Below are 14,684 nucleotides of genomic sequence, written 5' to 3' on the forward strand. Positions count from 1 at the left end.
TGCTGTCCAAGGCTTTATCCAAATGATTAATCAAACACCTGAAAATACGGTGAATAGGCTGTGCTTGAAACTCTAATTTTCTTTCACCGTATATATATATACATTTTTTGCACTGATACACGTGGAGTCTGTGGAATTGTCTCTTTTACTGTTGTCACGTTTTATCACCTCTTTATAGTTTATATGTATTACATTAATAAAATTTTTCTTTCTCGCCATTAGACACTGTGTAAGATAAATATTCTAATTATTTTGACTACTATGTTTCTAAACAAAGAAAAACGCTCTGCCGAATTTCAAATCTCCATTCGACAAAGCGTTTTTCTATATCCCTTCAATAGGACCTGTATGTTTGATTAAAACCTTGCGACAATACGGTAATGAATATTGCACAATATAGCCCGACAGCAGTGCAATGATAATTGTTCCTACACCAACAGGCCCTCCTAGTAGCCAGCCAACAACTGTTACAAGAATCTCCATACCCATTCGCGCTGTTTTAATAGTTCCACCAAAATGCTCAACAATTAACATCATCAATGTATCACGTGGACCTGCACCCATATTAGGCGCAATATACATACCACAGCCAAAGCTTAAAACAAATAAGCCCACAATAAAATAAGTTACTTGTAAGCCATAGTTTGTTGTAGTTGGTAATAGCCAATTAAAAATATCAATAAACAGACCGATTAGTAGCATATTTAACCATGTGCCTATTTTCGGCATCTCTCGTAAAATAATAGATGTCGTTACGACAATAAATAGCCCTGTCAAAATCGACCAAGTGCCAATCGTTAAACCAAAATTCTTAAATAAACCAATATGTAATACATCCCATGGGCTTGTTCCTAAAATTCTTCCTTTAATAGACATGGAAATCCCTAATGACATAACAATAAGACCTCCAATAAAAAATGCCCAACGCCAGCTTTTTACTCTGCTCATTTTGATCGATCTCCCTTACGATGAAAAGCTACCCATTTAATCATGGGTAGCTGTAATTTGTGCTACTTGCGCTTTTGTTATCTGTATTAAGTCAGCTAATTGTACATGTACTTGTAAGCCAATTTTCCCAGCACTTACAATAATACTACCCTGCTGTTGTGCAGAGGCATCAATCACGGTTGGGTATAATTTTTTCATCCCTACTGGCGAGCATCCACCTCGAACATAGCCCGTATAGCCAAGCAAATCTTTAACAGCTAACATCTCAATTTTCTTTTCTCCAACTACTTTTGCAGCCGCTTTTAAATCTAGCTCCCCAGCTACAGGAATCACAAACACAAATAACTTTTGTGCGCTTGCTTTTGCAACTAATGTTTTAAACACTCTTGCAGCAGGTTGACCAATCTTTTCTGCTACGGATATACCGTCAATTTGACCGTCTCCAATTTCGTATTCGATTACATCAAAATCGATTTTTTGCTGATCTAACAATCTAATTGCATTTGTTTTCGCATGCTTTGCCTTTGCCATGTTAACAATCCCCTATCTACAGCATTAGGCTATCAAAGAAAACATTGGATCCTGATCTGGACGATAGCCATTTTTCGTCATTTCAATATGAGTCGCGTATTTTTCAGATGCATGCTTAAATTTATTTACTCTTAGTGCATCCTCGTAACCCTTACCGAAAATTGTATCTGCAAATGGGTCTAATTTCAATTCCTTTGAAAAACGTTCAGGAACCTTTATTTCAATTGTATCATGGATAAAAGGAGGCTCAATATCTTCTACATCACCCTCCCCATCTAATAGATGCTGAATCTGAGCATCAGCGCTTGCTGCAACACGTAAATCTTGAGGAGAAGGAGCCTCTGATGCCAATGCTGCATTCCGTACCTGCTCTAAAATTTGTAGCGTATTATTTAGCTCTGGGTCAGCTATTTCTGATGTAGTGGGTGTTTGGACGCTCTCATTATTATCTGTTTTATATGCTTGCTCATGTGCACGTACATTTTTTTCAGTTTGCTGTAAACTTTGCATAATAGTTTGTTGTTGAGATGTGACTTCATTAGCATCTTCTTGCTGTTGCTCATAAAGCTTCTGATCAGTACGCCCTAGCAATAAGTTTTCAAGCTCAAGCAATAATGGATTTTTCTTTGGCTGAAAATACATAGCATTTTTGCGATAGGCATCTCCTGCCTCTTTGCGTTGGATAATCTTTTTACGACTCTGTTGCGTTGAAATTCTTTCTTGCTCTATTAAGCTGGATATTTTCATAGCTTTTCACCTCATCTCTCTATCTTTATATGCAAATAACCAATTAGATATATACATATCTTTTATTACTATATCTATACCATCTGAACAGCTTCTGTACACTCATTATCGGAATTTTTTTCTTAAATTCAAGGACAATTCGCGACTAACCGCTTAAAGAGATACTTAATTCCCTTCTACATAGGTACAAAGCAACTATTTTATCTATTAATAGGAAATAAAAAACAGTCCTTTTAATTGGACTGCTCGTTTACCTTTTTAGGTGGTATTAATATTCCTTTATAAGCGATATAACCAAGCCATGCACCAATTGAATTTAAAATTAAATCATCAATATCAGCAGAACCTACTGTAAAAATAAATTGAATTGTTTCGACAGCAAGACTCGAAAGAAAGCCTAAACAAATTACAACCCATGCTTTGCGAAATTTCTTTGATAATAATGGTAACAAAAAGCCCATTGGGGTGAAAATGAATAAGTTACCTAGTAAGTTAATAATAATAATATCCCAATTAAAATATTGAGAGTAGTTAATATAACGGAGAATGGTTTCAAAAGGAACAAAATTAGTAGTAATCCGCCAGCTACTATAATCAAACAATCCTAAATCACCTATAGAATGATCGTCTTTCAATAAAATAACAGCAACATTGACTAAACGATCAATTACTAATTTATAAAAAGCCACAAATGAATAAATACTAAATAAAATCCAACCAATTACTTTTATTGGTAAATAGTATGTATCAATAACATCTCGATATGGTAATGGAAGCTTGGCATTACCTTGTATATTCGTTATGTTATTTTTTGACAAGCTTAACACCTACTTCCCTTTATTCTTCTCATATTTTAATACGCTGTCTTACACTGTGCAAGTGGGTAATCACTTATCACCAAACTATTATCAAATATGTTGATTGATAAAGCTATTCGCTATTTTTAGCTGCAAACCTGTGCTACAAAGGGCTCTTCCATTAATTAAAATAAAAAGCGTCGATAGCATAAACTACTTCATTCGCTCTGTTCATTGCAAGGTCTTATCTGAGAATCTCCTACAAGTAATACAGACTCCACACAAATTATCCTTTTTATAACTTTTGAAAAAAATTTATTTAAAAATCCTATGTTGGTATCAAGGAGGGCCTGTTCCACAAACAGGTTAGATTGTGGAATAAAGTAAAATGCTTTGGAGATTGTAAATAGCTGACGAGGTAGTTTACTTGATGAAAATTCGATTGATTTATATATGCTAAGTTGCTAGATTGAGTCTTTTAGTATTAATAGTTGTAGGAGAGCACTTTTCAAGAAGAGGATGGTGCTCTCTACCTTATTTTCATGTCTTTTAGCGTGCAATGCCTTGCAATTGGATAGAAAGATATGGATAATAACATACTTATATCTAGTTGTAGTTTTCTTTCATCAATAAATCTCTTACCTAGTTCAACTTCTTAATGCAATGCTCGCGCTATAAGGTGTTCCAATAATCATTAATATTCCATAATAATCTGCATCCATTTAGCGCTTTATTCTTTTCACACTCGATCTTTCAATTAATTTCCCACCGGTTATTATCGTCTTTTCCTCCATAATTACATGTTCACCTTTTAATGTCGCAATTAATTTTTCCACCGCTACTTCACCTAATTTAGATAATGGAAGCTCGACAGTTGTTAACGGAGGGTGAATTGTATTTGCAAAGAAAACATCATGGAACCCAACGACAGAGATATCCTCTGGTACTCGAATTCCTTCACTATGCAATGCCTCAAGTACACCCAAGGCAATCAAAATATTAGATGCAAATATAGCCGTACAACCCGTTTGATCTTGTAGTAAACGCTTTGTTGCAGCAAATCCACCCTGTAGTGAATAATCGCTTTCTTGTACAAAATGTGCGTGATACTCTAAACCATACTTATTTAAACTTTCTCGATATCCCTTTAAACGCATTAAACCCGTACTTGTAAAAAGTGGACCTGCAATATGTGCTATTTTCTCATGTCCCAATTCAATTAAATATTCCGTAGCTATTCGGCTACCTGTTAAATCATCAAGTAACACACTATTATTTACACTTTCAACTTCACGATTAAATATAACAAAAGGCTTTTTAAATTTATTCAACGTCCTGGTCATTTCTTGCTCATTTGTAATACTACCGATAAGCAGTCCATCTACTTTCGTTTGAAGACTGAGTAATTGTTGAGTCATATTTTTTTTCTCTTGTTGAAGAGTGGAAACAATCAACGTATATCCCTTTTTAATTGCTTCTTTTTCTGCCCCTTTAATAATTTCGGCATATACAGGGTTTGAAAAATCAGGAATAATAATGGCTAGCATTTTTGTTTCTTTATTTTTTAAATTTCGGGCAGCTTGGTTTGGTTCATAATTAGATTCTCTAACAGCATCCATAATTCTCTGGCGTGTTTCAGGTTTAATATGTAGCGTGTCATTATTATTCAAAACCCTCGATACAACAGATGGATGAACACCAGCTAATTTTGCAACATCTTTTAGTGTAGTCAATTCGAATCACCTAAACTTCATAGTCTTGTAAAAATTATAACAAACTCACTATAAGAATAACAATGTCCCCTCCTGAATAGGGTGAATATTCAAAATTATATTGACAGTCATTCTTCGATCGATTAATCTATTAAAAAAGAAAACGTTTTCCTTAATCTCTTAGTAAATATTCATATTATTAAAGAGTTTTATTTTTATCCACAAGGAAATCGTTTTCCTTATACAAATAGGAGGAATTATATTATGGGTTCATTTGTAATTGATTCAGAGCTTTATAAAGGCATTTATGTATCAACAGAAATGAGTAATGTTTTTTCTGATAAGTCTTTACTTCAAAAATGGTTAGATGCGGAAGCTGCATTAGCACAAGCAGAAGCTGAAATTGGTTTAATTCCAAAAGAAGCTGCAACGGAAATTACGAAAAAAGCAAAATATAAATATTTAGATATGAAAACAATCCAAAAAGGTATTGTAGATACTTCCCACCCACTGATTACACTAATTCGTGAACTTGAAAAGCTATGTGATGGTGATGCTGGTGGTTATGTACATTGGGGGGCAACAACGCAAGATATTATGGACACTGCAGTAGTGTTACAAATGAAAGATGCACAACAAATTCTCATATCACAATTGAACAAGTTTTTAAAAACATGCTTATCATTAGCGGAACAATATAAGGAAACAATTATGCCTGGACGTACCCATGGTCAGCATGCTTTGCCTATAACACTTGGCTATAAAATTGCAATTTGGGCAGATGAAATTGGACGTCATATAGAACGTCTAAAAGATGGTGAAAAACGATATTTACTTGGCCAATTTGCCGGAGCTGCTGGTACGTTAGCATCTATTAGTGAATATGGATTACAAGTTCAAGAGAAATATTGTGACATTCTTGGTTTAGGTCAACCAACTATTACTTGGCATGTTGAGCGTGATGGATTTGCAGAGTTCTCTTCAATTGTTGCTATGATTTCTGGAACTATCGGCAAAATTGCAAATGAAATTATCAACCTTCAACGCTCAGAACTAGGAGAAATTGAAGAAGGATTTGATATGGGGAAAGTTGGAAGTAGCACAATGCCTCACAAGCGAAATCCAATGGTCTGTGAGTATGTCGTAGGATTAACACGGATTGTTCAACGAAATGCAAGTCTTGCTTTTGATGGGATGATTCAAGAGCATGAGCGTGATATGACTTTCTGGCTTACAGAGTGGTCTTATATCCCTCAAATTTGTATTTTAACAAGCGGTGGATTAGAACAAATGCAGGGTGTACTTGAAGGCATGATTGTACATGAAGAAAATATGGAACGTAATTTAAACCTACTTCAGGGGCTGATTGTTTCTGAAAACCTAATGTTAAAGCTAGGCGAATTTGTTGGTCGCCAAGTAGCTCATGATTATGTTTATGAAATCTCAATGAAGGCATTCGAATCTAAGCGTCCTCTTGTCGATGTTGCCTTAGAAAACGAACAAGTTATGAAACATTTCACACCAGAGCAAGTATGCGAATACTTAAATCCAAAAAGTTATATCGGACTATGTACAACTTTTGTTAACCAAGTTATAGCAAAGTGGGATAAATAATTCACTGATAGGGAAAGGGGGAAATTTATGACTGCAGCAACAATTACTTTATTGATTTTACTATTAGCAGGAATTTTATTTGTCACAGAAGTCATTCCAGTTGCGTCGACTGCTCTTTTGTCCGCATTTCTACTATTCCTTTTTGGAATTATTGATGCAGATATGTTGTTTTCAGGGTTTACCAATAATATTGTTATTTTGATTACAGGGATGTTTGTTATTGGGGCAGCATTGTTTGAAACCGGAGCGGCAAAACGAATTAGTAGTTTAATTACAAAATTTGCTAAAACCGAAAAACAATTATTACTCGCAATAATGATTATCGGAACGGGATTATCTGGATTTTTATCAAATACTAGTACAACTGCGGTATTAATGCCTATCATTATTTTAATTGCAGATCAATTAGGATTTAATCGCGCAAAGCTATTAATGCCGTTAGCTTATGCGACAGCTTTAGGTGGCTTAGTTACATTAGTTGGGACAAATAGTAATTTAGCTGTTCAAGGTGTAATGGAGAATGAAGGAATTACTACATTTGGATTTTTTGAATTTGCGAAAATTGGGATTCCGCTAGCCATTATTGGAATTATTTATATGATGACGATTGGTTACAAGCTTATTCCCAATAGAGAAAATGCAATGCTTGATGTACATGAAGAAAAAACAGAATCAAAAAATACTAAAAATGAGAATACATTAAAACAATTCGTTGCCATTGGTATTTTAATCTTTACGGTTATTTTTATGGTATTCGAAAAACAAATTGGTATCCCGTTACATGTTGTCTCCATTATCGGTGCATTATTAATTGTACTAACCCGTACAATGACAGAAAAGCAAGCCTATAGATCACTTGATATGTCTACTATTATTTTAGTAGCTGCTATGATGCCTATGGCTACTGCCTTATCAGAAACAGGCGCTGCTCAAATTATTGCAGATACAGTTATTGGCTTTGCAGGTGAAAGCACTAGTCCATATTTGATTACTGCATTGCTATTCTTATTAACAACTTTCTTAACTTCAATAATGTCTAATACAGCAGCTGCTGCATTAATGGCTCCTATTGGCTTAGTAATCGCTACAAGTATGGGAGCAGACCCACGAGCAATTTTAATGGCAATTTGTGTAGGTGCTTCTGCTGCTTATGCTTCACCAATCGGTACACCTCCAAATACGATGATATATGCTCCAGGTAATTATAGATTTATAGACTATATTAAATGTGGTGTCCCATTCATTATTATTCAACTTATTGTATGTGTTGTATTAGTACCGCTATTCTGGCCATTCTATTAAATAACGGCAAAATAAGTATATTTTAATTATAAGGTACTTTCGTTATTCAATTGCGGGGCGCTATTGTAGAGCAATATAAGTAGCAAATGCATAAATTTTTCATAAAACCAAAGTTTAAATTCTGCTAGATAGAATCCATTTTGATTAATCTTTTGTCAAAATGGATTCTTTTAATTTTTCCGTACAATACAGCTTCATCCACTATTTTTAATTAAGCTTTATGTAAAGTCATCCCTTTCTATAAAAGCAATTGGTTACTTATAATAAAATAGGCTACCTAATTTATTATTATCAGCTTATTAGGTTGAAGCACTATTTCAGTGTCATTGCTGTTTTCATTTTCTATACACAAATAGCAGCCTAGAACTTATATCAAGAAAAAAGACTGCCTCTATAAATAAGGCAGCCTAACAAGTAATTTATACAGGATTTACCCCATGCTTACGCTCTGAGAATAGTAAGTATTTTGACATATAAAGCTCTAAACGATTTTCTAATACCTTACGTAAATCATTTGGCTCAATGACATCGTCAATAATAAGCTCTGATGCTAAGCGGTACACATCAATTTCCTCTTGATATTCTTTACGCTTCTCGGCAATAAAGCTTGCTTGCTCCTCTTTTGGTAGCTCAGCAATTTTATTGGCATACACTGCATTAACAGCAGCCTCTGGTCCCATTACCGCAATTTGTGCATTGGCGAATGCGATACAGCAATCAGGCTCAAATGCTGGGCCTGCCATGGCATATAAGCCTGCACCATATGCCTTACGGACAATTACTGTAATCTTTGGAACTGTTGCCTCACTCATCGCAAAAATCATTTTCGCACCATGCCGAATAATGCCAGCCTTCTCCACTTGTGTACCAATCATAAAGCCTGGAACATCTGCTAGGAATAATAGCGGGATATTGAAAGCATCACAAAGAGAAATAAATTTCGCAGCTTTATCCGCAGAGTCGTGGAATAGCACGCCCCCCTTTACACGCGGCTGATTCGCAATAATGCCGACAGACTGCCCATTAATACGTGCAAGACCTGTAATTAACTCTGGTGCAAATAGTTTCTTAACCTCACAAAACGAATCTTCGTCAATAATACGCTCAATTAGCTTATACATATCAAATGGCACATTTTGATTTTGCGGTATTAATTCTGCTATCGATTTATCAAATGAAGCAGGTAATTTAGGCTCCTCTACCTTGCTGCGCTCTGCGTAGTTGTTTGGGAAATAGCCCAAATATTTTCGAGCATAGGCAATCGCCTCCTGCTCTGTTTTTACAAGTACATCCCCACAGCCTGAAACGGAGCAATGCATTTTTGCGCCGCCCATTGTTTCTAAATCAACCTTCTCTCCAATAACCATTTCTGCCATACGAGGCGACCCTAAATACATGGATGCATTGCCTTCCACCATCACCACAATATCGCAAAAGGCAGGAATATAAGCCCCACCTGCTGCAGATGGCCCAAATAATAAGCAAATTTGTGGCACTTTTCCTGACAGCTTTACTTGATTATAGAAAATGCGTCCTGCCCCACGGCGACCTGGGAACATTTCTAACTGGTCTGTAATACGTGCCCCTGCTGAATCAACTAAATATAATAATGGACAGTTCAGCTTCTCAGCAGTTTCTTGAATACGAATCATTTTTTCAACGGTACGTTTCCCCCAAGAGCCAGCTTTAATTGTTGAATCATTGGCAAGTACACAAACTGTACGACCATGAATTTTACCAATCCCCGTTACAACACCATCAGCAGGTAAATCCCCTGCTAAGCAGTTTGCATAAAGACCGTCCTCTGATTGCAGTCCATCATCTAGTAATAACTCAAGACGTTCACGTACAAATAGCTTTCCTTGTTGTGCGTTTTTATCATGATATTTTGGTGCACCGCCTGCTAAAATTTGCTCCTTCATTGTTGGTGATGTATTTTCGGTTGATATATTGCTCATACTTTATTCCTCCCTTTGCCAATCCATAACAGCATTTTACTGGCACACTTTTTATGCACAATAATCTATTACGGTATGCCAAGCTTTTCCCCTTTATTTCCCTGAGTATTGTGGTGCTCGCTTTTCCTGAAAGGCCAGCAAGCCCTCTAATCGGTCTTCTGTCGGGATCAATGCACTATATGCCAGTGATTCAATTTTTAAACCAGTTGCTAACTCTACCTCTACACCCTGATTAATAGCAATTTTCGCTTGTATTAATGATAATGGTGCGTTTTTCGCCATCTCCTGCGCAAGCTGCTGTGCCTTCTCCAACAATTCACGACCATCGTAAACATATTCAACAATGCCAAAGCTTTGCGCTTCATCTGCATTTAATCTACGAGCTGTATAAATTAATTCCTTTGCTTTCCCAACACCAATAAGCCGTGGCAATCGCTGTGTCCCGCCAGCTCCCGGAATAATACCAAGAGATGTTTCTGTTAAACCTAGCTTTACATGTGTAGCTGCAAGACGTAAATCACAGGCAAGTGCTAGCTCTAGCCCTCCGCCAAAGGCTACACCATTCAATACCGCAATAACTGGCTGAGCAAGTGCCTCTACCTTTGCTACAGTTGCACCAATTAGCTGTACAATTTGCTTGACTTGTCGATCAGACATCCCCTTACGTTCTTTTAAGTCTGCACCTGCACAAAATGCCTTCTCCCCTGCACCTGTTAGTAAAACTACACGTACTGCTGGATCACCATTAATTTGATCAAGTGTATCGGATAGCTCACGCAATAATTGGACAGACATTGCATTCGCAGCCTCTGGTCTTGATAGGGTAATCAGTCCAATATTTTCGGTTACGATTTCAAAGCGTACAAGCTGTGTCATGGTTGATGTGCACTCCTTTCATTGCGGACAATAGCCATCTGCTTTGATGCAACAGCCTTCCCTAGCTTCTGTTCAATAAAGAGTGCTGCCTCTAGCACTTTCTGGCGGTCTATGCCTGTTTCAATGCCCATTTCATCAAATAAATATAAGACATCCTCAGTGGCTACATTGCCCGATGCCCCCTTTGCATATGGGCAGCCTCCTAAGCCACCAAGGGCACTATCGAATTTGGTAACACCCATCTCTAAAGATTTCATCATATTAGCGAGTGCTGTCCCGCGTGTATCGTGAAAATGCATGGCAAAGTGTTCAGCAGTATATCTTTTTAATAGCTCCTCTAAAAGAAACTCGACTTGAGTTGGAACGCCAACGCCAATTGTATCGCCAAGGGAGATTTCCGTCACACCCATCTCTAATAATCGATCAGCTACACGTAGCACTTTATCAGGATGGATATAGCCATCATAAGGACAGCCGATTACTGTTGAGATATAACCACGAACTGTTTTCTTTGCAGCCTTTGCCCCTACTACTACTTCCTCTAAAATAGGAAATGTTTCGTCAATTGTTTTATTAATATTACTTTTGTTATGGCTTTCACTCGCGGACATAAAAATGCTTACTTCATCTACTTCAGCCTGCAGTGCACGTTCCAAGCCATGCATATTCGGCACAAGCGCTGCATAGGTAATATCCTTGTTTCTTTTAATGGCTTGCAGCACCTCCATAGCATCTGCCAATTGCGGAATCCACTTCGGATGCACAAATGAAGTTACCTCAATATACTGTAAGCCTGTTTCACTTAATAAATTGACTAGCTGTACTTTATCTGCTGTTGGAATATGCGCTTGTTCATTTTGCAAGCCATCACGGGGACCTACCTCTTTAATTGTGACATGCTTAGGTAGCTGCATAAAGAAGCCTCCTCTTATTCAATTTCTAAAATATCGTCATCGACGTTAATAAAGTCCCCTTCATTGGCAATAATTTTTGTCACTACGCCATCCTCTTCCGCCGCAATAGGAATTTCCATTTTCATTGACTCTAAAATAACTACATCTTGCCCCGCTGTCACCTGCTCGCCCTCTGCTACAACGATTTTCCATACTGTCCCTGCCATGCTTGCTTTTACTGTTGCCATAATCATTCACTCCTACTATTTAATATTTACTTTGTTTCTGTTAATTGTGGTAAATAATACTGCTCCACAAATTTAGTTGTTGTATTGCCTTGTAAAAACTGTTCATGTGTAACAGTTTTCAATAGCATTGGAATATTTGTTTGAATGCCCTCTATTTTATAGGCTTGCAATGCTTGAATCAGTCTTTCACAAGCAATAGCCCTTGTTTCTCCCCACACAACCAATTTACTAATCATTGGGTCATAGAACGGTGTTACAACTGAGCCTGCCTCTACACCACATTCATGGCGAACACCTTCACCTGCTGGTAATTCAAGAGCCGTAATCGTACCTGGAGATGGGAAAAACGTAGAGGGATTTTCAGCATATATCCGTACCTCTATTGCATGCCCTTCTTTAGTAATGCTTTCTCTTGTAAATGTAAGAGTCTGTTTTGCGGCTATTTTTAATTGCTCCTCTACTAAATCGAGCTTCGTAATCTCCTCTGTCACTGGATGCTCCACCTGCAGCCTTGTATTCATTTCTAAGAAATAAAAGTTTTGCTGTTCATCTACTAAATATTCGATTGTGCCAGCATTAATATAGCCAATATGCTTCGCTGCCTTGACGGAGGCTTCTAGCATTTTTTCTCTTGTTTCCTGTGAAATAAACGGTGACGGTGCTTCTTCTACTACCTTTTGATTTCTGCGTTGAATAGAGCATTCACGCTCAAATAACGGCACTACATTTCCTTGGTGATCTGCGATAATTTGTACCTCGACATGATGTGGATTGGCAATAAAGCGCTCCATATACATTGTGCCATCACCGAAAAATGACTGTGCACGTTTTTGATTGCCCTCAAATGCTTTCGCAAGCTCCTCTGCATTTTCAACAAGCTGCATCCCAATACCACCACCGCCTGCAGAGGCTTTTAACATAATTGGATACCCTAGACGCTCAGCAATTTCAGTCGCTTCTACTATATCTTTCACAGGTGCTTCCACACCCTCAACAATAGGCACACCAGCAGCTTTCATTGTTTTACGTGCTTCTAATTTACTGCCCATCGAGGCTATTACATCGGCATTCGGTCCGATAAATACGAAGCCTGCCTCTGTACAACGCCTCGCAAAGTCTGCGTTCTCCGATAATAAGCCATAGCCAGGATGGATAGCCTCTGCGCCACTCTCTTGTGCAATTTCAAGAATACGATCAATATTTAAGTAGCTTTGTGCAACAGGAGGCTTCCCTACACAGTACGCCTCATCTGCATCCTTTACATGTAAGCTTTCAGCATCTGCCTCTGAATAGATTGCAACCGTTTGAATATCGAGGCGCTTGCATGTTCTGATTACACGTCTAGCAATTTCTCCACGATTTGCAATTAATACCTTGTTGAACATCACCATTGCCCCCCCTATTTAACGGTCATTACAAAATCTTCTCGTAATTTATATTTTTGCACCTTTCCTGATGCAGTCATTGGATACTGATCGATAAAGAAAATATATCGTGGAATTTTATGTCTTGAAATTTTGCCTTGGCAAAAATCTCGAATTTCTTGCTCTGTTGCCTGCTCGCCCTTCTTTAAAATAATCCAAGCTGCCGCTTCCTCTCCATAAACAGGATCAGGCACACCAGCAACTTGCACGTCTGCTATTTTTGGGTGTGTATAAAGAAACTCCTCAATTTCTCGTGGATACAAATTTTCACCACCACGAATAATCATATCTTTCAAACGACCTGTAACACGAACATAGCCTGCTTCATCCATTGTTGCTAAATCCCCTGTATGCAGCCAGCCATCTTGATCAATAGCAAGAGCTGTTTCCTCTGGATTTTTATAATAGCCCTTCATTACATGATAGCCTCTTGTGCATAGCTCTCCCTGCTCGTTTGGTGGTGCTTCCTCTGTTGTACCAGGCACAACAATTTTCACCTCTAGATTTGGCAATGCTCTACCAACTGTTTCTACCTTTAATGTTAGCGGGTCATCTGTTCTCGTTTGTGTAATAACTGGTGATGCCTCTGTTTGACCATAGCAAATTGTAATATCCTTCATGCCCATTTTCTCAATAACAGCTTTCATTACCTCAATCGGACAGTTAGAGCCTGCCATGACCCCTGTACGCAATGTGGAAAGATCAAAAGCTTCAAAGTTTGGTAAATTCAGTTCACTAATAAACATTGTTGGCACACCATGTAATGCTGTACATCGCTCTTGCTGAACCGTTCTGAGCACCTCTTCAGGTGAAAACTCCTGCACTGGCACCATTGTTCCACCACTTGTTGTAATGGCTAATGTGCCAATAACACATCCGAAGCAGTGAAAAAATGGAACAGGAATACATAAACGATCTTGTGTGGTTAAATGCATACATTCTGCAATATTAATCGCATTATTTACTAAGTTATAATGCGTCAGCATCACACCCTTTGGAAAGCCTGTTGTACCTGATGTATATTGAATATTAATGACATCATCATAATGAAGGATTTGCTCTCTTTCTGCTAATTGTTCTTCTGTTACTTGCTCAGCAGCAGCTAAGACATCTGACCAATTAAGCATGCCTGGATACTTTGTTTCACCGATTAAAATTACATTTTTTAATAGGGGTAGTCGCTCTGATTGCAAATGACCTGGTTCACAATATTCAAGCTCTGGACATAACTCTTGCAGTGTATTGATAAAGGAATGGTCTCGATAATTTTCAATTAAAAAAATCGTTGTTGCATCGGATTGCTTTAATAAATACTCTAGTTCACTTGCACGATAATTTGTATTAACGGTAACGATTGGCGCACCCATTTTACCTGTACCAAATTGAAGCTGCACCCACTCAGGAACATTCGTTGTCCATACCGCGATATGCTCTCCTTTTTCAATACCTAGTGCCATTAAGCCTCGCGCTACTAAACGAGCTTGCTGGTTCAGCTGCTCATATGTCATACGAACATCTCTATCTGCATAAACTAAAGCCTCATTGTGCGGATACTTTTTAGCTTGCTCCTCTAGCAATTGACCAATTGTTTGATACACAAGTTCTGCCATGAAAATCCTCCTTATTCATGCTCT

General features: G+C 37.7%; 13 protein-coding genes. 2 read left to right on the forward strand and 11 right to left on the reverse strand.

The window, feature by feature from the left end:
• Positions 1-324: 324 nt before the first annotated feature.
• The 5 genes from ACIQVU_RS09395 to ACIQVU_RS09415 all read right to left on the reverse strand — a co-directional run bounded on the left by ACIQVU_RS09395 (position 325) and on the right by ACIQVU_RS09415 (position 4,756).
• Positions 325-948, reverse strand: a complete 624-nt coding sequence (locus ACIQVU_RS09395; protein WP_340804174.1) for a YczE/YyaS/YitT family protein — start codon at positions 946-948, stop codon at positions 325-327.
• 36 nt (positions 949-984) lie between these two features.
• Complete coding sequence (gene ybaK / locus ACIQVU_RS09400; protein ID WP_340804173.1) at positions 985-1,479, reverse strand: Cys-tRNA(Pro) deacylase; 495 nt, start codon at positions 1,477-1,479, stop codon at positions 985-987.
• Positions 1,480-1,503: 24 nt separating this feature from the next.
• A complete protein-coding gene (locus ACIQVU_RS09405) occupies positions 1,504-2,226 on the reverse strand; it encodes a hypothetical protein (RefSeq protein WP_340804172.1) in 723 nt (240 codons plus the stop codon).
• Between the two features lie 233 nt (positions 2,227-2,459).
• Positions 2,460-3,044 carry a VanZ family protein gene (locus tag ACIQVU_RS09410; protein ID WP_340804171.1) on the reverse strand — a complete coding sequence of 195 codons (585 nt, stop codon included), beginning with the start codon at positions 3,042-3,044 and terminating at the stop codon, positions 2,460-2,462.
• A gap of 701 nt (positions 3,045-3,745) precedes the next feature.
• The gene (locus ACIQVU_RS09415) at positions 3,746-4,756 is read right to left on the reverse strand and encodes a LacI family DNA-binding transcriptional regulator (protein WP_340804170.1); all 1,011 of its coding nucleotides are present in this window, start codon (positions 4,754-4,756) and stop codon (positions 3,746-3,748) included.
• Positions 4,757-4,999: 243 nt separating this feature from the next.
• Here ACIQVU_RS09415 and purB point away from each other — a divergent pair, with 243 nt between their 5' ends.
• Complete coding sequence (gene purB / locus ACIQVU_RS09420; protein WP_340804169.1) at positions 5,000-6,349, forward strand: adenylosuccinate lyase; 1,350 nt, start codon at positions 5,000-5,002, stop codon at positions 6,347-6,349.
• A gap of 27 nt (positions 6,350-6,376) precedes the next feature.
• A complete protein-coding gene (locus ACIQVU_RS09425) occupies positions 6,377-7,651 on the forward strand; it encodes an SLC13 family permease (RefSeq protein WP_340804167.1) in 1,275 nt (424 codons plus the stop codon).
• 419 nt (positions 7,652-8,070) lie between these two features.
• Here ACIQVU_RS09425 and ACIQVU_RS09430 read toward each other — a convergent pair whose 3' ends face one another.
• The 6 genes from ACIQVU_RS09430 to ACIQVU_RS09455 all read right to left on the reverse strand — a co-directional run bounded on the left by ACIQVU_RS09430 (position 8,071) and on the right by ACIQVU_RS09455 (position 14,660).
• Entirely contained in the window at positions 8,071-9,609 is a 1,539-nt protein-coding gene (locus tag ACIQVU_RS09430) for an acyl-CoA carboxylase subunit beta (RefSeq protein ID WP_340804166.1), read from the reverse strand.
• A 93-nt stretch (positions 9,610-9,702) separates the two neighbouring features.
• The gene (locus tag ACIQVU_RS09435; protein ID WP_340804164.1) at positions 9,703-10,485 is read right to left on the reverse strand and encodes an enoyl-CoA hydratase; all 783 of its coding nucleotides are present in this window, start codon (positions 10,483-10,485) and stop codon (positions 9,703-9,705) included.
• On the reverse strand, positions 10,482-11,399 hold the full coding sequence (locus tag ACIQVU_RS09440; RefSeq protein WP_340804163.1) for a hydroxymethylglutaryl-CoA lyase: 918 nt from the start codon (positions 11,397-11,399) through the stop codon (positions 10,482-10,484). Before ACIQVU_RS09440 ends, ACIQVU_RS09435 begins: the two co-directional genes overlap by 4 nt.
• Positions 11,400-11,413: 14 nt before the next feature.
• Positions 11,414-11,626: an acetyl-CoA carboxylase biotin carboxyl carrier protein subunit gene (locus ACIQVU_RS09445; protein WP_340804162.1), complete on the reverse strand. Its 213-nt coding sequence runs from the start codon at positions 11,624-11,626 to the stop codon at positions 11,414-11,416.
• A 26-nt stretch (positions 11,627-11,652) separates the two neighbouring features.
• Positions 11,653-13,011: an acetyl-CoA carboxylase biotin carboxylase subunit gene (locus ACIQVU_RS09450; RefSeq protein WP_340804161.1), complete on the reverse strand. Its 1,359-nt coding sequence runs from the start codon at positions 13,009-13,011 to the stop codon at positions 11,653-11,655.
• Between the two features lie 14 nt (positions 13,012-13,025).
• The gene (locus ACIQVU_RS09455; RefSeq protein ID WP_402895160.1) at positions 13,026-14,660 is read right to left on the reverse strand and encodes an AMP-binding protein; all 1,635 of its coding nucleotides are present in this window, start codon (positions 14,658-14,660) and stop codon (positions 13,026-13,028) included.
• Positions 14,661-14,684: the final 24 nt, after the last annotated feature.

Origin of the sequence: Lysinibacillus sp. NPDC098008 (assembly GCF_044760715.1) — a bacterium.
Lineage (GTDB): Bacteria > Bacillota > Bacilli > Bacillales_A > Planococcaceae > Lysinibacillus.